This is a genomic window from Rhodococcus qingshengii JCM 15477 (assembly GCF_023221595.1).
Lineage (GTDB): Bacteria > Actinomycetota > Actinomycetes > Mycobacteriales > Mycobacteriaceae > Rhodococcus_F > Rhodococcus_F qingshengii.
The window spans coordinates 2,310,897-2,329,729 of record NZ_CP096563.1 but is presented as its reverse complement, the minus strand read 5'-3'; the positions used below and the strand labels follow the sequence as shown (position 1 = coordinate 2,329,729).

Annotated in this window: 18 protein-coding genes and 1 pseudogene; 1 reads left to right on the top strand and 18 read right to left on the bottom strand. The window is 63.0% G+C overall.

Annotated features, from left to right (window positions below; genetic code table 11):
- Positions 1–98 precede the first annotated feature (98 nt).
- The 17 genes and pseudogenes from hpf to M0639_RS10595 all read right to left on the bottom strand — a co-directional run bounded on the left by hpf (position 99) and on the right by M0639_RS10595 (position 17,621).
- On the bottom strand, positions 99–779 hold the full coding sequence (gene hpf, locus M0639_RS10675; protein WP_064074940.1) for a ribosome hibernation-promoting factor, HPF/YfiA family: 681 nt from the start codon (positions 777–779) through the stop codon (positions 99–101).
- A 175-nt stretch (positions 780–954) separates the two neighbouring features.
- Complete coding sequence (locus M0639_RS10670) at positions 955–1,686, bottom strand: ComF family protein (RefSeq protein WP_064074961.1); 732 nt, start codon at positions 1,684–1,686, stop codon at positions 955–957.
- 33 nt (positions 1,687–1,719) lie between these two features.
- Positions 1,720–3,498 carry an MtrAB system accessory lipoprotein LpqB gene (lpqB, locus tag M0639_RS10665; protein ID WP_003940768.1) on the bottom strand — a complete coding sequence of 593 codons (1,779 nt, stop codon included), beginning with the start codon at positions 3,496–3,498 and terminating at the stop codon, positions 1,720–1,722.
- Positions 3,495–5,234, bottom strand: coding sequence for an MtrAB system histidine kinase MtrB (gene mtrB / locus M0639_RS10660; protein WP_042450112.1), 1,740 nt, complete (start codon positions 5,232–5,234; stop codon positions 3,495–3,497). Before mtrB ends, lpqB begins: the two co-directional genes overlap by 4 nt.
- Entirely contained in the window at positions 5,231–5,908 is a 678-nt protein-coding gene (mtrA, locus tag M0639_RS10655) for an MtrAB system response regulator MtrA (protein ID WP_003941013.1), read from the bottom strand. Before mtrA ends, mtrB begins: the two co-directional genes overlap by 4 nt.
- A gap of 116 nt (positions 5,909–6,024) precedes the next feature.
- Complete coding sequence (locus tag M0639_RS10650; protein ID WP_007731190.1) at positions 6,025–6,666, bottom strand: dTMP kinase; 642 nt, start codon at positions 6,664–6,666, stop codon at positions 6,025–6,027.
- A gap of 80 nt (positions 6,667–6,746) precedes the next feature.
- The gene (gene ahcY / locus M0639_RS10645; protein ID WP_003940766.1) at positions 6,747–8,225 is read right to left on the bottom strand and encodes an adenosylhomocysteinase; all 1,479 of its coding nucleotides are present in this window, start codon (positions 8,223–8,225) and stop codon (positions 6,747–6,749) included.
- 60 nt (positions 8,226–8,285) lie between these two features.
- Positions 8,286–8,942, bottom strand: a complete 657-nt coding sequence (locus tag M0639_RS10640; RefSeq protein WP_054802253.1) for a TetR/AcrR family transcriptional regulator — start codon at positions 8,940–8,942, stop codon at positions 8,286–8,288.
- A 48-nt stretch (positions 8,943–8,990) separates the two neighbouring features.
- Positions 8,991–9,173: a rubredoxin gene (locus tag M0639_RS10635; RefSeq protein WP_003940894.1), complete on the bottom strand. Its 183-nt coding sequence runs from the start codon at positions 9,171–9,173 to the stop codon at positions 8,991–8,993.
- 53 nt (positions 9,174–9,226) lie between these two features.
- A pseudogene (locus tag M0639_RS10630) lies at positions 9,227–9,354 on the bottom strand (rubredoxin); the annotation flags it as partial.
- On the bottom strand, positions 9,354–10,580 hold the full coding sequence (locus M0639_RS10625; protein WP_054781789.1) for an alkane 1-monooxygenase: 1,227 nt from the start codon (positions 10,578–10,580) through the stop codon (positions 9,354–9,356). The gene M0639_RS10625 and the pseudogene M0639_RS10630, both read right to left, overlap by 1 nt.
- A 111-nt stretch (positions 10,581–10,691) precedes the next feature.
- Positions 10,692–12,188, bottom strand: coding sequence for an amino acid permease (locus M0639_RS10620; RefSeq protein WP_007731185.1), 1,497 nt, complete (start codon positions 12,186–12,188; stop codon positions 10,692–10,694).
- Positions 12,189–12,274: 86 nt separating this feature from the next.
- Complete coding sequence (locus tag M0639_RS10615) at positions 12,275–13,234, bottom strand: cation diffusion facilitator family transporter (protein ID WP_042450115.1); 960 nt, start codon at positions 13,232–13,234, stop codon at positions 12,275–12,277.
- An 8-nt stretch (positions 13,235–13,242) separates the two neighbouring features.
- Complete coding sequence (manA, locus tag M0639_RS10610) at positions 13,243–14,475, bottom strand: mannose-6-phosphate isomerase, class I (protein WP_047271699.1); 1,233 nt, start codon at positions 14,473–14,475, stop codon at positions 13,243–13,245.
- Positions 14,476–15,570, bottom strand: coding sequence for a hypothetical protein (locus tag M0639_RS10605; protein WP_064074939.1), 1,095 nt, complete (start codon positions 15,568–15,570; stop codon positions 14,476–14,478).
- Between the two features lie 163 nt (positions 15,571–15,733).
- Complete coding sequence (locus tag M0639_RS10600) at positions 15,734–17,107, bottom strand: phosphomannomutase/phosphoglucomutase (RefSeq protein WP_003941022.1); 1,374 nt, start codon at positions 17,105–17,107, stop codon at positions 15,734–15,736.
- A 127-nt stretch (positions 17,108–17,234) separates the two neighbouring features.
- The gene (locus M0639_RS10595) at positions 17,235–17,621 is read right to left on the bottom strand and encodes a DUF3499 domain-containing protein (protein ID WP_007731177.1); all 387 of its coding nucleotides are present in this window, start codon (positions 17,619–17,621) and stop codon (positions 17,235–17,237) included.
- 79 nt (positions 17,622–17,700) lie between these two features.
- Here M0639_RS10595 and M0639_RS10590 point away from each other — a divergent pair, with 79 nt between their 5' ends.
- Positions 17,701–18,189: a metallopeptidase family protein gene (locus M0639_RS10590; RefSeq protein WP_003940797.1), complete on the top strand. Its 489-nt coding sequence runs from the start codon at positions 17,701–17,703 to the stop codon at positions 18,187–18,189.
- A gap of 175 nt (positions 18,190–18,364) precedes the next feature.
- On the opposite strand, the gene M0639_RS10585 is transcribed toward M0639_RS10590, so the two are convergent.
- Positions 18,365–18,643 (bottom strand): WhiB family transcriptional regulator, encoded by a 279-nt coding sequence (locus M0639_RS10585; RefSeq protein WP_020907098.1) that lies wholly within the window; start codon positions 18,641–18,643, stop codon positions 18,365–18,367.
- Positions 18,644–18,833: the final 190 nt, after the last annotated feature.

Genomic DNA, 18,833 nt, shown 5'->3' with positions numbered 1-18,833 from the left:
GGTCACACACTGAAAATCCGGCCGGGGTCCGAAAACTCCGGCCGGATTCCATGGTAGGCGCTACCGGCGGCGAGCGAGCAAACCCACCACCGATTGGGTCATGTCAGGCGGATCAATCCGTAGTCGAAAGCGTGACGACGGTAGACGACGGACGGCTTGTCCGACTCCTTGTCATGGAAGAGAAAGAAGTCGTGTCCGACCAGTTCCATCTCGTAGAGAGCGTCGTCGATGGTCATCGGCTCGGCCGGGTGATCCTTCGTGCGGACCACGCGTCCCGGGCCGTCGTACTCGTCCGGCTCTTGACCGTTCAGCGAAATGTCCGGTGTGACTCCGAGTGAGTCTGCGTCGACGAGGGAGGCGGTTGCCTCCGCGACGGACACCGGTCGCTTGTCGCCGTAATGGACCTTCTTGCGGTCCTTGGTTCGACGGAGGCGACTCTCGAGCTTGTCGATCACCGATTCGAAGGCGGCGTAGAAGCTGTCTGCGGCCGCTTCGGCTCGGGCCACCGGGCCTTTACCTCGAGCGGTGATCTCGACGCGCTGGCAACTCTTGGCCTGTCGTCGGTTGCGTTCATGTTGGAGTTCCACGTCGAAGTGGAATATGGAGGGGTCGAAGTGTTCGAGTCGCGCCAGCTTTTCCGAAACGTAGATTCGGAAGTGATCGGGGATCTCGACATTTCGTCCCTTGACTACGACGTCGGATCTCGGAGCTGCGGCATTCTCGGAACGCTCGATGGTGGCGTCCTCGATGAAAAACGAGGCTTGCGAAGGGGTCGTCACTCGTACCTCCCAATTACGGCCCCGCCCCACGGTGGGCGGCGGCAAATTCTGCAAGTACCGAGAGGGGATCCGCCCGGCACCAGTATCGAAGTACCACCTCCTACCAGTATTTTCGGGTGTGCCGCCGACGCTAGTACGTAACGCGCGCGAGTGCCACTGTTCCAACGAAATTCATCTAAGCCCCTGCAAGGACAAGCACGAGAGTTGTCCGAATCCCACTGAGCGAGAGGGCCCGAACCGACTCTGCCGCAGTCGCTCCCGTGGTGAGGACGTCGTCGAGCAGGACGATGTCACTGTCCCCGGCAATCGAAGAGATCGCAGTGGTGTCGAGAGACACATGACCGTTCACGTTGGTCACCCGGTCGGCCGCGGACAGTCCCACCGAGTCACGTACACCTCGCGTCATCCGGAGAATCGGACAGACACGTACCGGACGACCCGCGACAGAACCAATTTCCCGCTTTCCACGCATACTTTCGGCTATCCGGCGAATCGGATCACCTCCGCGAGATCGCGCCGCTCGGGCGCGCGTGGGAGCCGGCACCAGCACGATCGGCGGACGACCCCCGCTGCCGAGCTCGCCCCACCGTTCCAGAGTGGCCAACGCGTCGGCCACAGCGATCCCCAGAGGCATCGCGAGGTCCCGACGACCCCGTTCCTTCATCTCGATCACACTGCGCCGCCTGGGGCCGTCGTAGCGGCCGAGTGCCCAGACGGGCACGCCCGGATCCACGCGCGGACTCAGTTGAAGCGGATGATCGCGCAGCAGTTCCGCGCACTCACCGCACCACAGAGTCCCCGAGCGGCCACACCCACCACACTCGCGTGGCAACAGCAGGTCGAGCAGACCGGCACCGAATTTCTTGTCCCCCATGGCCGAATCATGAACCTGAGCACCGACATGCATCAGAGCGCAGACATTCACCAGAGCGCAGAGGCGTCAGCCAGGCAGAACCGGAATCGCCTTCTGTCCGGTCAGCACGGTCACCTCACGCCAGCGGCGATCCCCGGCGGGGTCGTTGTTGTTCAGTTGGAACACCGCACGCGCGTCGGCGACGTACTCGGTGGTCGGCGATGCATCCACGGAGGTGACGGGAGCGGTCAGGTTTCCACTCGGCAGCGCGTCCATCCGTGAGCCGTCGATCGCGACCTGGACAACCGGTATGTCGGCTCCACTGCGCGCGATCACGATGGTGTCGCTGTTGCTCCAGTCGAGTGAGAGCGCGGTACTGCCCAAGCCGGAGGCCACTGCGCGTGGACTCGTCAGGGCGTAGACCCCGCTGGCGGTGCGCACGACCACAGCCAGGTAGACCTTGCCGTCGATGATCATCGCCGCTCGCACGCCGTCCCGCGACAGACGCAGTTCCGAGATCGTGGAACCGACCGACGTCAGGGCCCCGACGTCGACGTTGGTGACCGACACCCGGCCGGTGCCTGGTTCACGGACGACCCGAACGACGGTATTGCCGTTCACAGCCGTCCAGACCGCGTTGTTGTCCAACTCCCACGAAGGCCTGGTGATGGCGCTGCCTTCGAGTACCGGAACGGACCCTTCGCCGTATGTCCCGAGCGACAAGTCGAATCTTGTGCCGGGATCCGGCCGAGCGGTGTCCGCGACGGCTGCCACCAACTTGCCGTCCCGTGAGAGAGCAGCCGCCGTGAGGTTGCCCGCATTGCCCGCGAAACCGGGCACCGGAGTCGCCTCTTGTTCGGTGACACTCACCAGTGACCCGTTGCGCAGTGCATGCAGTCCGACTGTTGCACTCGTGGTGGCCAGTGGGTTGGTGGATGCGACGTCGGCGGTGGTCCAGCCGTCGGCATGAGCCGCGTCCAGCGGTTCGCCGTCGATCTCCAGAACGTACGGCCCTGCCACATCGGCGTTGGCGAGCGTCCAAATGACCTGTGCTGCAAACAAACCGCGAGTAGCAGCATCCATCGGGTTGTCAAGGCGGAAGTTGATGCGCACACCACCGAGACCGACTCCGACCTGTCCCGGCTTACCGTCGGCCTTGGTGATCGGACCGATCACCGACACGCCATTGCCCAGTTCGTTTCGCACAGCCGGCGCCAGCGCTGCCTTCGGTCCGTCGATCATCAGACCGATCAGCTGAGCCGCCACCTGGTCCTGCCCGCCGGAGATCCAGCGAAGATCGGGGACGACCGTCTGGCTGGTGGGGTCGAGGAAGAACAACGACTTCCGCTGGTAAGCGCCGAGGAACTGCGGACGCTCCATGATCACGCCGGGAGGCAGATCACTGATCCGCCATTCGCCGTCGGTCAACGCCAGGGTCATCCTCGCTTCGAAGCTGCCCTCTTCGGGAACGTACAGTCCTCCCGGGTCGAGGCGACCGACCTTGTTCACACGAATCGTGTAGACGGCTTCGGTGCTGGTTCGAGAAACCGAGAGCACATCGACCTTGTCGACGATGACAGCACTTGCCGCGTCGTCCCAACGCGCCGAAGCGTCCTTGGTCAGGTACTGACGGGCTGCGGCGTGCCGGTTGGACGGATCGGTACTCGCCTTGACGAAGTCACGTACCAGCAGGTCCGGCTCTCGCCCCGAGGCCGGTGATTCGACGGAGGTTCCGGGCACAGCGGTTGCCAGAGTTCCGATTGCCTGCGGCGAGGAGGATTCCGGCAAACTCGCGCACGCGCCGGTCAGCAACAGCACGCTGAGCGTTGTTGCGAGAAGTGCCAGACGACGGCGGGTTCCGATCATGATCGATCCCCACCGTTGGACTCGTTCCGTGAGTCAGTTTCGCGCGGAGTCGGCAGGGACGACGTGACCTCGCCGACGGTATCGGCGACGATGTCGGCTTCGCTCGGCGTGCGGACGAACTTTGTGGTCGTCGGCTTGAGAGGCAGTGGGCTCGACACGACTTTCTTGCCACGGGTGCGCGAGAGCGTCAGCCGGAAGCAGGCGCCGACTCCCGGTTCGCCCCAGGCCTCGAGCTTGCCGTCGTGCAGATTCGCGTCTTCGACACTGATCGCGAGGCCGAGTCCGGTGCCGCCACTGCGGCGCACGCGGGACGGGTCCGATCGCCAGAACCGGTTGAAGACCAACTTCTCCTCGCCCGGACGCAACCCGACGCCACTGTCGCGGACGATGAAGGCGAGGGCATTGTCGTCGGCGCGAAGGCGAAGCAGAATCGGCTTCCCCTCACCGTGGTCGATGGCGTTGGCCAGGAGATTTCGCAGGATGCGTTCGACGCGGCGCGGATCGACATCTGCCATGACGGGCTCGTCGGGCATGTCCACGATCAGTTCGGTGCCGGATTCGCGGGCGAGATGGCGAACCGTGGAAACGGCCGCTCGCGCACACATACGCACGTCGAGTTGTTCGGATGCGAGTTCCGCGACACCGGCGTCGTGGCGGGAGATCTCGAGGAGGTCCGCCAGAAGCCCCTCGAACCTGTCCAGCTCGGCGACAAGCAGTTCCGACGACCGACGCAGCATCGGGTCGAGGTTCTCGCTGCCGTCGTAGATCAGGTCGGCGGCCATCCGGACCGTGGTCAGAGGTGTGCGGAGTTCATGGCTGACATCGGAGGTGAAGCGTTTCTGGAGACTGCCGAACTCCTCCAGCTGGGTGATCTGTTTGGACAGACTCTCGGCCATCTCGTTGAAGGACATGGCCAGGCGCGCCATGTCGTCCTCGCCGCGGACCGGCATTCGTTCCTTGAGTCGGCCGTCTGCGAAACGCACTGCGATTCGCGAGGCCGATCGGATGGGAAGCACGACCTGTCTGGCAACCAACAGCGAAATCGCCGCCAAGAGCACCAGCAACACGGCTCCACCGATCAGCAGGGTGCTTCGAACAAGAGACAGACTTCGGTCTTCGCTGGCGAGCGGGAAGATCAGATACAGCTCGAGTCCCGATATCGACGACGCGGTGGGGCTACCGATGATCAGCGCGGGTCCGGAGTAACCGTTCGGGTTGGACACTGTCGCGAATTGGTAACTGATCTGGCCGCGTTTGACGAACTCGCGAAGGTTGTCGGGGATCTGATCGACCGGTCCCGAACTCGTCGGCTGGCGCGGCCCGTCCCCTGGCACGATGAGCACCGGGTCGAAGGTGCCGGCCGACCCGGAGGCCTGGCCCGAGGTCTGGTTTCGACGGCTCGTCAGTCCGGATGCAGCGCTTTCCAATTGAACGTTGAGCGCCGTCGAATCGTCGACGCCCGCGAGTTGGTCTTCGACGATGCCGCGGGCTCGGTCCATTTCCTCTGTCGCCGCGGTGATCTTCGTTTCCAACAGCCGATCGGTGATCTGGCTGGTCAGCACGACACCGAGAATGACGATGACGATCAAGGACAACGTCAAAGTCGAGACGACCACTCGCAATTGGAGCGAGCGTCGCCACGTGTGCGCGAGGGTGTTGCTCATCGAGTGACACCACCGCAGAAATGGCGTCAGCCGTCGGTTGAGACGACGACGCCACCTGGAAACTCCGCTCACGGCGGTCCGGCCTTGTAGCCGACCCCCCTGACCGTCAGAACCACTTCGGGATTCTCGGGATCAGTTTCGACCTTGGCGCGCAAACGCTGAACGTGCACGTTCACCAGGCGGGTGTCGGCGGCGTGGCGGTATCCCCACACCTGCTCGAGGAGGACTTCACGGGTGAACACCTGGCGCGGCTTGCGCGCCAATGCGACCAGCAGGTCGAATTCGAGTGGTGTGAGCGAGATCTGCTCGCTGCCGCGGCTGACCTTGTGTGCCGGAACGTCGATCACGATGTCGGCGATGCTCAGCAGCTCGGCCGGCTCCTCTTCCGTGCGGCGCAGGCGAGCACGCACCCGCGCCACCAGCTCCTTCGGCTTGAACGGCTTCATGATGTAGTCGTCCGCACCGGATTCGAGGCCGAGTACGACGTCGACGGTGTCGGTCTTGGCCGTCAACATCACGATGGGCACGCCGGAATCCGCACGCAGAACTCGGCATACGTCGATCCCGTTCATTCCGGGAAGCATGAGATCGAGCAGGACGAGGTCGGGCCGGGTCTCACGCACTGCCGCGAGCGCCAGGGTTCCGTCGCCTACCACGTAGGGATCGAAACCCTCACCACGCAGCACGATCGTGAGCATCTCGGCGAGTGCCGTGTCGTCGTCGACAACCAGAATCCTTGGTTTCATATCCCTATCGTTGCATCTCGGAGCGATGAATCAGACCGTTACGAGGCCGTGCGGCGTGCCGCGTCTTTCCCTCTACTGTGCCGGAAAGTTCGAATCCCGGCCGCAAGGGTGACCGATCACGCGAAATCCGCGAGCCTGCGCGCCAGTTCGCCCGGGTCCGTCTCCGGCCCCACGATCCACCAGGGCGAGACCCAGTCCGTCGCTGCCAACTGCTTGTAGAGCTCACCGGTTCTGGCCTGCAGGCCGCCGTCGCGCTCGTAGGCGTCGAGCTGACGCGACGCGTCCTCGGCCTCACGCGAGCGGGCACGCTGCTCGGCCAGAGCTACCGGTACGTCGAGGTACAACTGCAGATCGGGAGCGGGAAGAGCGAGTCGACCCAACTCCAATTCACGGACCCAGGCGACCATCTCGCCGTCCACGCCCTGATGCGCGCGCGCCGCGTTGTAGGCGGCGTTGGACGCCACGTAGCGGTCGAGGAGAACAATGTCGTTGGCGGACAACAGGTCCGAGATCCGATCCGCCGCACCCGCGCGGTCCAGGGCGAACAGGACTGCCATCGCGTTCACGGATTCAGCCAGGTCTCCGTGCGATCCTTTGAGTGCCTCGGCAGCAAGATCCGCGTGGATCGACTTCCCGTACCGCGGAAAATCCAGAGTCGCGATCGACGTGCCGCCGCGGCGGAGTTCGCTCTCCACTTTGCCGATCAACGTTCGCTTTCCAGCGCCGTCGAGGCCTTCCAATGCCACCAGTGTTCCCACGGCGGACAAGCCTATCCCCCGGCCTGCTCGCGCAGACCGGGGGACGGCGGACACTACATCCTCAGTGACGAATCACCGGGTCAGTAGCGGTAGTGCTCGGGCTTGTACGGGCCTTCGACGTCGACGCCGATGTACTCTGCCTGATCCTTCGTGAGCTTGGTCAGCGTGCCACCGAGTGCCTCGACGTGGATCTTGGCGACCTTCTCGTCGAGGTGCTTCGGGAGGCGGTAGACCTCATTGTCGTACTCGTCCGGCTTCGTCCACAGTTCGATCTGCGCGATGACCTGGTTGGAGAAGCTGTTGCTCATCACGAACGACGGGTGGCCCGTCGCGTTGCCGAGGTTGAGCAGGCGGCCTTCGGACAGCACGATGATCGAGTGGCCGTCGGCGAACGTGAACTCGTCGACCTGCGGCTTGATGTTGATCCGCGTGACGTCGCCGGACTTCTCGAGGCCGGCCATGTCGATCTCGTTGTCGAAGTGACCGATGTTGCCCAGGATGGCCTGATGCTTCATGGCCTTCATGTGCTCGAACGTGATGATGTCCTTGTTACCGGTGGACGTGATCACGATGTCGGCCCAGCCGATGGCCTGCTCGACTGTCTTGACCTCGAAGCCGTCCATGAGCGCCTGCAGGGCGTTGATGGGGTCGACCTCGGTGACCGCGACGCGAGCGCCCTGGCCGCGAAGTGCCTCGGCACAACCCTTGCCGACGTCTCCGTAACCGCAGACCAGCGCAGCCTTGCCGCCGATCAGAACGTCGGTGCCGCGGTTGATGCCGTCGAGCAGCGAGTGGCGCGTGCCGTACTTGTTGTCGAACTTGCTCTTGGTGACCGAGTCGTTGACGTTGATAGCGGGGAACGTGAGTTCACCGGCAGCGGCAACCTGGTACAGGCGCAGAACGCCCGTGGTGGTCTCCTCGGTGACGCCCTGGACGGACTCGGCGATTGCCGTCCACTTGCCCTTGTCGGACTCGAGGGACTGACGCAGAAGTGCAAGGAAGACCTTGTACTCGTCGGAATCCTGGTCGTCGTCCGTCGGCGGGACGACGCCGGCCTTCTCGAACTGTGCGCCCTTGAGCACCAGCATGGTGGCGTCGCCGCCATCGTCGAGAATCATGTTGGCAGGCTCACCCGGCCAGGTCAGCATCTGCTCGGCTGCCCACCAGTACTCTTCGAGGGTTTCACCCTTCCAGGCGAAAACCGGAACGCCCTTGGGCTCTTCCGGGGTGCCGTGCGGACCGACGACGATGGCGGCGGCAGCGTGATCCTGCGTGGAGAAGATGTTGCATGAAGCCCAGCGGACCTCGGCGCCGAGCGCGGTCAGCGTCTCGATCAGCACCGCGGTCTGAATGGTCATGTGCAGCGAGCCGGAAACGCGAGCGCCCTTGAGCGGCAACACCTCTGCGTATTCGCGACGAAGCGCCATGAGGCCGGGCATCTCGTGCTCTGCCAGACGGATTTCCTTGCGACCGAACTCCGCGAGCGAAAGATCTGCAACTTTGAAGTCGATGCCGTTACGGCTCTCGGCCACGGGCGTTGTTGAAACTGAGGTCGTCATCTGCCTCTCCTGGTTGACGTGCATACTCTGCACAAGCCTATCGGTGTACCAGGCTATCGGTTAGACGCCCTCTCCCGCCCGCCCCTCTACTGCGCGGCCCTCTACTGCGCGGCCCTCGCGCGCCACGTCGATGAACGGCCCGAGCAGTATGCCCAGATCCTCCGCCACCGAAGCCTCGGACTCCGGCGGCATCGAAATGTAGCTCAGCCCGAGACGCGCAATCGCCCTGGCCAGAATTCCGGCGTCGGCGGGTGACGCCTGAATCCACCCTCGCTGGAAACTCTCCGCAAGCCGCGACGACGCGCGCTCGATGATGACCGCACTGTCGGTGGTGATCAGGCGAAGCAGGTCCGGCTTGGCCTCACCGGTGAGCAGAGAGATCACCAACGGGTCGGTTGCACTGGAGGCGAAAAACGATCCGAAACCCGCCGTCAACGCCTCGACTGCACGTCCGTCGTTCGCCACCATGGCCTCGTCCACCGCGTCGACGAAGCCGTCAGCAAGGCGAAGCGCGTACGCCTCGGCAAGCCCTTGCCTCGAGCCGAACTCGTTGTAGAGCGTCTGACGACTCACACCGGCATGCTTGGCCAGAACCGTCAGCGTCACCTCGGACCAGTCGCGCTCGGTCAACAACTCACGCATCGAATCGAGCACCGACGTACGCAGCAGCAGGCGCGACGCTTCTTTCTGCGGCAGACGAGTGGGCGTCGAAGTCATGGTGACGACACTACCGCCGCACCTAGGTCCGTTCGTCGCCGACGCATCTCACCGTCGTTCGACCTCAACCATGAAGAAGTCGCTCTTCGCCGCCCCGCAGTCCGGGCAACTCCAGTCTTCGGGAATGTCGTCCCAGCGAGTGCCCGGTTCGATACCGTCCTCCGGCCAGCCGACTGCCTCGTCGTACTCGAAGCCGCATTGCGCGCACTGATACAGCTTGTAGTCGTTCATGATTCACTCCCCGCATTTGCCGGCATCGGCTCGAAGTCCAGCTTTTCCCTCACGCCGCAGTCCGGACAGCACCAGTCGTCCGGCACGGCATCCCACGGCGTGCCGCCGGAAACCCTTCTCGTGGTGCACCCTTCGATTCGTCGTAGACGTATTCACAGACCGGGCATCGATAGCTGCTCATCACGCTGCTCCGTACCGAGCAAGGATGCGATCACGCTTGGACGGCTGAACGTTGACGCGGGTGATGTCGCCGCCGTAGTGCGCAAGGACTTTGGGATCCATCACTTTTCGCCACAGCGGTGGAACGTAGGCGAGGATGATCATGCTCGCGTACCCACTGGGCAGGTTGGGCGCACCGTCCATGCTTCGAAGCGTCTGATAACGACGCGTCGGGTTCGCGTGATGATCGCTGTGACGCTGGAGGTGATACAGGAAGATGTTGGTGCAGATGTGATCACTGTTCCAACTGTGCTCCGGTGCTGCACGCTCGTACCGCCCGCTGTCCAGACGACGACGCTTCAGTCCGTAATGTTCGAGGTAGTTGACGGTTTCGAGCAGACAGAATCCGAACACGGCCTGCAGCACCAGGAACGGCAGTACCGAGAGGCCGAAGACGGCGACGAGGACACCGAACAGTACGACGGACATCAACCACGAATGCAGGACGTCGTTGCGAATTGTCCACGGCTTCTTACCCAGTCGATCGAGTCTGGCCTTTTCCAGGGACCACGACGAGCGCAGAGATCCCCACACACTGCGCGGCAGGAAGGTCCAGAAGCTCTCACCGAAGCGAGACGACGCCGGATCCTCGGGCGTGGCGACGCGCACGTGGTGTCCACGATTGTGCTCGATGTAGAAGTGGCCGTAAAACGACTGCGCCAGAGTGATCTTCGACAACCAGCGTTCGAGATCGTCCTTCTTGTGACCGAGCTCGTGTGCGGTGTTGATCCCGATTCCTGCGACACAACCGATACTGATCGCCAGACCGATCTTGGAGATCAGCCCAAGTCCCCCGTCGATTCCGAGCCAGGACAGATCGGTCGCCGACCAGAGGTAGCAGGCCAGGACCAGGCTGACCAACTGGAACGGTATGTAGATGTAGGTGCAATACCGGTAGTACTTGTCGTTCTCGAGGCGCTCCATCACTTCGTCCGGCGGATTCTCGCCGTCCGGGCCGAAGAAGACGTCGAGGATCGGGAGCAGGATGTAGACGAGAAGCGGCCCGATCCACCACCACACCGGCGAGACCGCATTCCATCCGAGACTGTTGAACAACGCGACCAATCCGACGGCGATGAAGACCGCCGTCGGCGGCACGAGGCCGAGCAGCCAGAGGTATCTCTTCTTGTCACGCCACTGCTCGGGCGGGAGCGTCTGGCCGGATTGCGAGTCCACGTGCGTCGACACGGTCTACCTCCTCGATTCGGACCGACCCGAAAACTGTGAGTCAGTTCACTATGAGGTAGACAATACTACTGATTTTGTACAAGTGATAGACAAATCATAAACTTTGTACATCTACTCGATTTCGCCGCGTTCACGCTTCCCGATCATCGAATGCTGTCTGCTGTAGGCAAAATAGATGACAACGCCGAGGGCCATCCAGACCACGAACCTCATCCAGGTCTCCACCGACAGGTTGAACATCAGCCACAGACACGCGAGGACGGCCAGAATCGGGACCAGCGGGACCAGCGGCACCCTGAATCCGCGAGGTAGGTCGGGACGCGTCCGACGGAGCACGAGAACCCCGATCGAGACGAGAACAAAAGCGAACAGTGTGCCGATGTTGACCATTTCCTCGAGGGTGCCGATCGGAAAAACGCCGGCGAGCACCGCGACCACGACGCCGACCAAGATCGTGATCCGCACAGGGGTTCCGTGCTTGCCGGTCGGTGCCAGGCGTCGTGGCATCAGACCGTCGCGTGCCATCGCGAAGAGCACCCTGGTCTGCCCGAGCATCAGCACCATCACCACTGTCGTGAGACCGGCCAAAGCGCCGAACGAGATGACGTTTTTCGCCCACGTGATGTCGTGGAAAGCGAATGCCGTTGCCAGGTTGGAGGTATCGCCCTCGAGCTCGGTGTATTTCACCATCCCCGTCAGCACCAGTGTCACCGCCACGTACAGAACCGTGACGATCAGGAGAGAACCCAGGATGCCGCGTGGCAGCGCCTTCTGCGGCTCCTTCGCCTCCTCCGCCGTCGTGGCGACGACGTCGAAGCCGATGAACGCGAAGAACACCAGACTGGCTGCCGCGAGCAATCCGTACCACCCGAACGTGCTGCCACCGGCCCCGGTCACGTACGAGAACAACGACTGGTGGATGCCCTCTCCCGTCGAGCCCGGCTCCGACGGCGGAATGTACGGCGAGTAGTTGTCGGTGTCGATGTAGAAGAGGCCGACGACGATCACCAGCAACACCACCGCGACCTTGATCGCCGTGATCACCAGCGACACCCTCGACGAGAGTTTTGTGCCGGTCGCGAGCAGGATCGTGATGACAGCGATCACCAGCACCGCACCCCAGTCGAATGAGATCGGCCCCAATTCGACGATCGGGCTGCGTGAGCCCATCACTTCGCCGAGGTACAGCGACCAGCCTTTGGCGACCACCGAAGACGCCAAGGCGAATTCGAGGATGAGATCCCAGCCGATGATCCAGGCGACGAATTCGCCGAACGTCGCGTACGAGAACGTGTACGCGCTACCGGCAACCGGGACCGTCGACGCGAATTCGGCGTAACACAGCGCTGCCAGTCCGCAGGCGATGGCGGCAATGACGAACGCGAGCGAGACCGACGGCCCGGCGACATTTCCCGCCGTCCGAGCCGTGAGTGTGAAGATGCCCGCACCGATGACGACTGCGACACCGAACACCGTGAGATCCCACGAGTTCAGTTCTTTCCGGAGTTTGGTTTCCGGCTCGTCGGTGTCCTTGATGGACTGCTCGATCGATTTGGTTCGAAACAGCTTCGACCGTCCAGATCCGGCCTGCTCGTCCTTGACAGCCATTGCCGCCTCCTTGCTGGGGACCAGCAGGTCCCACCATGGGCAAGTAGAGAGATGGCATCAGCCTAAGCCCGCAGGCGCAGCTTTGTTCAGGGTTTGTCGGGAGCCTGTAGATCTGTTTCAGGGCGATCTCCTGCGCTGAGACGATCCAGGTCCGGCTCGAGGTAGATCACCCGCGCCGCAGGCACTGCAGCGCGCACGCGAGACTCGGCCTCGTCGATCGCCGTCGCCACGTCCGAGATCGTCGATCCGATCGGCACCGCAACCTTGGCAGCAACAAGGATCTCCTCGGGACCGAGGTACTGCGTCTTGCAATGAATGACGCGTTCGATACGAGTTCCGTCGACCAGGGCGTTGAGGATCAGTTCGGTCTCCACCGCCGTTGCGCCCTCACCGATCAGCAGCGACTGCATTTCGATGATCAGAATGATCGCGATGATGCCGAGCAGGACACCGATGCACAGAGTTCCGATGCCGTCGAAGACCGGATTTCCGGTCACCATCGTGAGGCCGACGCCGCCGAGTGCAAGGACGAGACCGATCAATGCGCCGGTGTCCTCGAGCAGCACAACCGGGAGTTCCGGGCTACGAGAGGTTCGGATGAAGTTCCACCACGACGCATTTCCCTTGAGCGGTCGTGATTCCTTCGCTGCGGTCCGGAAGCTGTAGCCCTCCAGACAAATCGCTATGACAAGAATCGCGATTGCCACGAAAGCCGAATTGAGTTCTTCCGGATGTTGAATCTTGTGAATACCCTCGTAAATCGCGAACAGCGAACCGAGGGTGAAGAGCACCAGTGCAACGACGAACGAATAGAAGTATCGGTTGCGCCCGTAGCCGAACGGGTGCAGTTGATCCGCGTCACGTTCTGCCTTCTTCTGCCCGAGGAGCAGCAAACCCTGATTGGACGTGTCGGCCACCGAGTGCACCGATTCGGCGAGCATCGACGACGATCCGGTGATCAAGAATCCGGCGAACTTGGCTACGGCAATTCCGGCATTGGCTCCGAGGGCCGCCAGAATTGCCTTCTTGCCACCATGAGCCGACACAATGTCTCCTAGTTTCCGACTACGGCACTGAAAACCTGCGCAGTCGGGGTCCGTGTGCTCAGGTGTATCGCGGGCTCGTCGGCAGCGATCCACGCCGCTCGGCCTCGATCGAGGTCGAGAGTGTCAGTGCCGCACGTCGCAGTGACCGCGCCGTCGGTGCAGATCAGAATCCGCGGGCCTGAAGCGTCGACGGCGATGTCCGTGGAATTAGCGTCGAACTCCAGACGCGTCAAACGAAATTCGGGCGCCGGCGTGACGTACTCGTATCTACCTGATCCTGACTGACCTGATCCTGATGACGGGGCCGGATCGAGCACTTCGATATCGGCCCCGACGAAGTCCAGAACCCTCAGCAATTCGGGCACGTCGACGTGCTTCGGTGTCAGCCCACCACGCAGAACGTTGTCGGAGTTGGCCATGATCTCGACCGCGAGTCCATGGAGATACGCGTGGAGATTGCCGGCAGCGAGAAACAGTCCTTGGCCGGGCTCGAGGGTGACGCGGTTGAGCAGCAGTGCCGCCAGAACACCGGCGTCGCCGGGGTACGCCTCGCTCAATTCCAGCGCGGTGCGGATCTCGGTCACGAATTCGGCGTCGTGGTGCGCGACGTAGGTGATGCACCCGGCAAGTACGGCAGGGAGCAAGGTCCCGAGCACCGTGGACGGCAGCGTGATCCATGTCGTGAACAACGCCCGCAGTCCGTCGGAATCGGGTTGGCCTTCGAGCAGACCGATGTACGGCTCCAACTCGTCGACGGCCAGAGCGCGCAGCAGTTTGACAGTCCGCGTCGGCTCGCGGAATCCGGCAAGCGCTTCGAATCTGCTGAGCGCGACAACGAGTTCGGGCTTGTGGCTGCCGTCCTTGTAGTTGCGAATCGGCGATTCCATGGGAACGCCGAGTGCGTTCTCACGACGAAAACCCTCGTCGGCTTGAACGGCGCTGGGGTGCGCTTGAAGTGACAGCGGTTCTTCCGCCGCAAGCAGCTTGAGCAGGAATGGGAGTCGCTCACCGAATGCCTCGAGGTTCTCACGGCCGAGTTCGCGTTCGGGCTCGCGGTGCAGGACCTCGAGCAACGACTCGCTTCCGGATTCGGTGATCACGCGCGCGGGGTCACCCGGGTGCGCGCCCAACCACAATTCCGCTTCGGGATGATTCGACGGAGTCGAAAGACCGCGTAGTTCGGCAATTGCCGTTCGCGAGCCCCACGCGTAAGAACGAAGTGCACCTTCGAGTTCACGCACTTACTTCGCACCGCCCGTCAACTGCACGTACGCCGCGGCCATGTATACTCGAGACGCCAACACGAATACCTGCTCCATCTCCGATATGACCACGTTGGTCTGGTCTTCGTCTGCCGCAACCACCAGGTCGGCGTCAGCCAGTGCGTCCATCCGGCGCCTCGCCTCCCCGCGCGTGGATTCGGTCGCGAAGACGAACGCCCGCACCGGCGGGGTCGGCAGCGCGCCGTCGAGTTGCGGATCGTGAAAGAAGGGGTCGTGGAACACCGAATCACGTGAAGCTGCGTCCGGCGCGAACAGTGCACGCGCCGAACGAATCACCTCGGACATCTCGGCGGCAGCGGCGTTCAGGCCGGAGCTCATCAGCGCAACGCTCGAGAACTCTGCGAGTGCTGTTGTCACGGAACCACTTCCACACAGAACGACTCGCCGGCCGCTCATCCTGGTGGCCAACGACTTGGCCGGGTTGTGGAATACCTCGTTGGCCGGTCCGTCCCGCAGCGCCTCCGCATCAACTGCGTCGGCGATTCGACCGAGCACCGCCGAACGGTCCTCGATCGATCCCTTGCCCTCGATTTCGGCGGCAACCGCGAGGAAGACGGCGAGGAACCGCGTCATCGTGTGCCGGGGCGAGGCGTAGAGCCGCGGCGGCAAGGGCATGGTGCGCCCGGCCGCCACGGCTCGCATGGGCCCCTCGTCGGGAACGGCGACAACAACCTCGGCGCCGCGGCGTACGGCACTGTCAACGGATTCGACGAGGCGTGGATCACCGGCATCGTCACCGGCGACGACGACCACGTCCAACGGCCCGGCCCACGACGGCGTCCGGTCGAGAACGAGGAGCGGGCAACCGACCGAATCGCCGACGAGAGCAAGCGCGATCCTGGCTCCGTGCCGGGCGCCACCCGCGCCGGCGATCAGTACGACGCTGCGCGGACGCAGACCGGCCAATCGGGAGATCACACCCTCACCGACGGCCGACGCGGTGGCCCGAATCTGTGCGCCGCCCATGGCTACAGACCGCAGTAGCCCTTCCGAATCGGCAGCTGACAAACCCTCGCTGTCGTCGAGGTCGAGAAGCGGCATCGGCGCTGTCATCTCACCGCACCCCCTTCTCCGTTAGCAGTTCCCGCACCATCCAGCATTCCAGCTCCACGCGGTCCGTGGTGGCAAAGCCCTCGTTCCCGAGGCCGTCGTTCCTGAGATAGTCCCCCAACTATCCCAGGGCTTCGGCTCACCGACAAACCGATCAGACTCGGATTCAAGCCCGGACGATCGCCAGAATTTCGTTCACCAATGCGTCGACATCGGCGGACGTGGGTGCTTCGACGTTGAGTCGCAGCAGTGGTTCGGTGTTGGACGCGCGCAAGTTGAACCAGGCATTTCCCTCGAGACTGACCGTGACACCGTCGAGGCGATCCACCGACTCGGTGCGGTCGGCAAATGCCGCCAGTACAGCGGCCGTACGATCTGCCGCGTCAGCCACGGTGGAGTTGATCTCGCCCGAGGCCGCGTAGCGGGTGTACTCCGCCATCAACTCGGAGAGCGGACGATCCTGCTCGCCCAGTGCGGCGAGTACGTGCAGCGCCGCGAGCATGCCGGAGTCGGCGCCCCAGAAGTCGCGGAAGTAGTAGTGAGCGGAGTGCTCGCCGCCGAACACCGCACCGGTCTCGGCCATCTCCTGCTTGATGAACGAGTGGCCGACTCGGGTACGAATAGCGACGCCGCCGAGTTCTTCGACCAGTTCGGGCACTGCCCGTGACGTGATCAGGTTGTGGATGATCGACGCGCCCGGTTCCTTCGCGAGTTCGCGCTTGGCGACAAGTGCCGTCACCGCGGACGGCGAGACCGGGTCGCCCTTCTCGTCTACGACGAAGCAACGGTCCGCGTCACCGTCGAACGCCAAGCCGATGTCCGCTCCGGTTTCGCGCACGTAGGCCTGCAGGTCGACGAGGTTGGCCGGATCGAGCGGATTGGCTTCGTGGTTGGGGAACGTGCCGTCGAGCTCGAAGTACAGCGGCAGGACGTCGAGGGGCATCGGCCCGAATACGGCCGGCGCGGTATGGCCACCCATACCGTTGCCTGCATCGACTGCGACCTTCAGCGGGCGCAACGCAGCCAGGTCGACCAATCCGCGGAGGTAGCTCGCGTATTCCTCGAGGACGTCCTTGGTGCTGGCGGTGCCTGCCGGTCCGTCGTACGCGGGAACACCCGAGACGACCTCGGCGGAGATGACTGCGAGGCCGGTGTCCTGACCGACCGGCTTGGCGCCGGCCCGACACATCTTGATGCCGTTGTACTTGGCGGGATTGTGGCTCGCCGTGAACATCGCGCCCGGGCAGTTCAGCAAACCGGATGCAAAGTAGAGCTCGTCGGTCGACGCCAATCCGATGTAGACGACGTCGAGCCCTTGAGCAAGCACGCCGTCACCGAAAGCCGAAGACAGTGTGGGCGACGATGCGCGCATGTCGTAGCCGATCACAACCGTCGTGGCGGCGCCGGCCTCGTCGCGGACCAGGCGGGCGAACGACGCACCGACGTCGCGGACAAAATCTTCGTCGATCTGCTCACCGACCACACCGCGTACGTCGTACGCCTTGATGATTGCAGCAACCGACTCGGCTGTTCGCCCCACTGAAAACTCTCCTTGTGCATGCACCCTCACAGACGGGAACGTCCGGGCGCATGGCGTCCGGAGATTCGCAGTACTCGGGTGTGGAAGTACTCGGTCGAGCCTAGCGTCTACGGCGACGAATCTCGCGTCAGTTGGACGGGTCGGGCAGAACGCGTAGGTGTCCACGACGCCCTGTACGGGCAGTACTCGGAGCTGCGGGACGTATGTCCTCATCTGCATCGACGTTGGACTTGCTGCGATCTCCGAGACCGGCCTCACGTACAGCTTCAGCCAAAGCGGTCAGATCGTCTTCGTCGGGAGTACTCGACGCGAATCCGCCTTCGTGGCGGACGAGTTCCCACCCCTTGGGGGCGGTGATTCGAGAGCCGTGAGTGTCACACAAATCCCATGAATGGGGCTCGGCGACGGTTGCCAGCGGCCCGACAACCGCAGTGGAGTCCGAGTAGACATACGTAAGCGTCGCGACGGCGGGGTTCTTGCACCCGGGGCGGCAGCAGCGACGCAGAGATCTCACAGGTACGGAGCCTAGCCCTCCCCACGTCCGGAACCTACTCGGACACACCGAGCAGTTTCTCCTGTCGTAATCTGGCGCCATGCCACAAGCCCGCCGCCGACGCTCGGTCACCACTCGTTCCATCGAGCGACACGGCCGTGGCCTGCGCGGACCGCTACTTCCCCCGGAGGTGCCCGCCAGGCGTACCCGCGCGGAGAAGTTCGATCTCCTGGTGCTCGACGCCTTCTCTCCCGTCGACCTCGCATGGCACGACCGGCTGACGAAACTCGACATCGCAGTGGACGAAGTTCCGAAGATTCACGCGCACGATCCGGAGTCCGTCACATGGCCGCCGGAGGTCATCGCAGACGGCCCGGTTCCACTGTCACGACTGATTCCGGCCGGAATCGACCGTCACGGAAATACGACTCGCGCAAGAATTGTGCTGTTTCGCCGCCCATTGGAGCAGCGAGCGAAGGATCCGGAAGAACTCACGGATCTGGTGCACGACGTGTTGGTCCATCAAGTCGGCACGTATCTGGGCGTCGACCCACAGGTCATCGACCCCACGCTGCCCGACGAGGACTGATACTGCCCGACGAGGACTGACGCACTGTCAGACGAAAAAACTGATGTCACACGAAGAAGTAAATCCACACGAAGAACAAAACAGTCGTTGCTTGACCTGCAATTCCCCGTTGCAGGTCAGACTTTCGAAGACCGCCCGTCAGCCCCGACGCTGACAGAACCGATTCAGCAGCAGATCAGATGATCCCCCGCTTGAGTCGCCGACGCTCGCGCTCGGACAACCCTCCCCAGATTCCGAACCGTTCGTCGTTCGCGAGCGCGTACTCGAGGCACTCGTCACGAACTTCACAACCGAGGCAGATCCGTTTTGCTTCCCTCGTCGATCCTCCCTTTTCAGGAAAGAACGCTTCGGGATCGGTCTGCGCGCAGAGAGCACGCTCCTGCCACTGATCCTCGATGGTGTCGAACAATTCTTCGAAGCCGGTGACGAGACTCAGCACTGGCCGAGTACTCATACCGTCGAACTCACTGCTGCAGGCACCTTCCGCTGCGCCTGCTCGGGAATCGGTCTGCGGTTCGTCGCTTACTGTCATTGCGAGAGAACTGATCTCGACATTTTCATTGGGCATCGTTCCGCCTCCTCACCTGTAATAGCGCAGAATTTTCACTCCATCTTCAACCCCACCCCGTCGACCGTTCGAAACT

Bases quoted from the DNA above. Each gene is read 5' to 3' on its own strand.
- M0639_RS10670 (WP_064074961.1), bottom strand. From the start codon at position 1,686: ATGCATGTCGGTGCTCAGGTTCATGATTCGGCCATGGGGGACAAGAAA.
- lpqB (WP_003940768.1), bottom strand. From the start codon at position 3,498: ATGATCGGAACCCGCCGTCGTCTGGCACTTCTCGCAACAACGCTCAGC.
- mtrA (WP_003941013.1), bottom strand. From the start codon at position 5,908: ATGAAACCAAGGATTCTGGTTGTCGACGACGACACGGCACTCGCCGAG.
- ahcY (WP_003940766.1), bottom strand. From the start codon at position 8,225: ATGACGACCTCAGTTTCAACAACGCCCGTGGCCGAGAGCCGTAACGGC.
- M0639_RS10640 (WP_054802253.1), bottom strand. From the start codon at position 8,942: ATGACTTCGACGCCCACTCGTCTGCCGCAGAAAGAAGCGTCGCGCCTG.
- M0639_RS10635 (WP_003940894.1), bottom strand. From the start codon at position 9,173: ATGAACGACTACAAGCTGTATCAGTGCGCGCAATGCGGCTTCGAGTAC.
- M0639_RS10620 (WP_007731185.1), bottom strand. From the start codon at position 12,188: ATGGCTGTCAAGGACGAGCAGGCCGGATCTGGACGGTCGAAGCTGTTT.
- M0639_RS10605 (WP_064074939.1), bottom strand. From the start codon at position 15,570: ATGACAGCGCCGATGCCGCTTCTCGACCTCGACGACAGCGAGGGTTTG.
- M0639_RS10590 (WP_003940797.1), top strand. From the start codon at position 17,701: ATGCCACAAGCCCGCCGCCGACGCTCGGTCACCACTCGTTCCATCGAG.
- M0639_RS10585 (WP_020907098.1), bottom strand. From the start codon at position 18,643: ATGAGTACTCGGCCAGTGCTGAGTCTCGTCACCGGCTTCGAAGAATTG.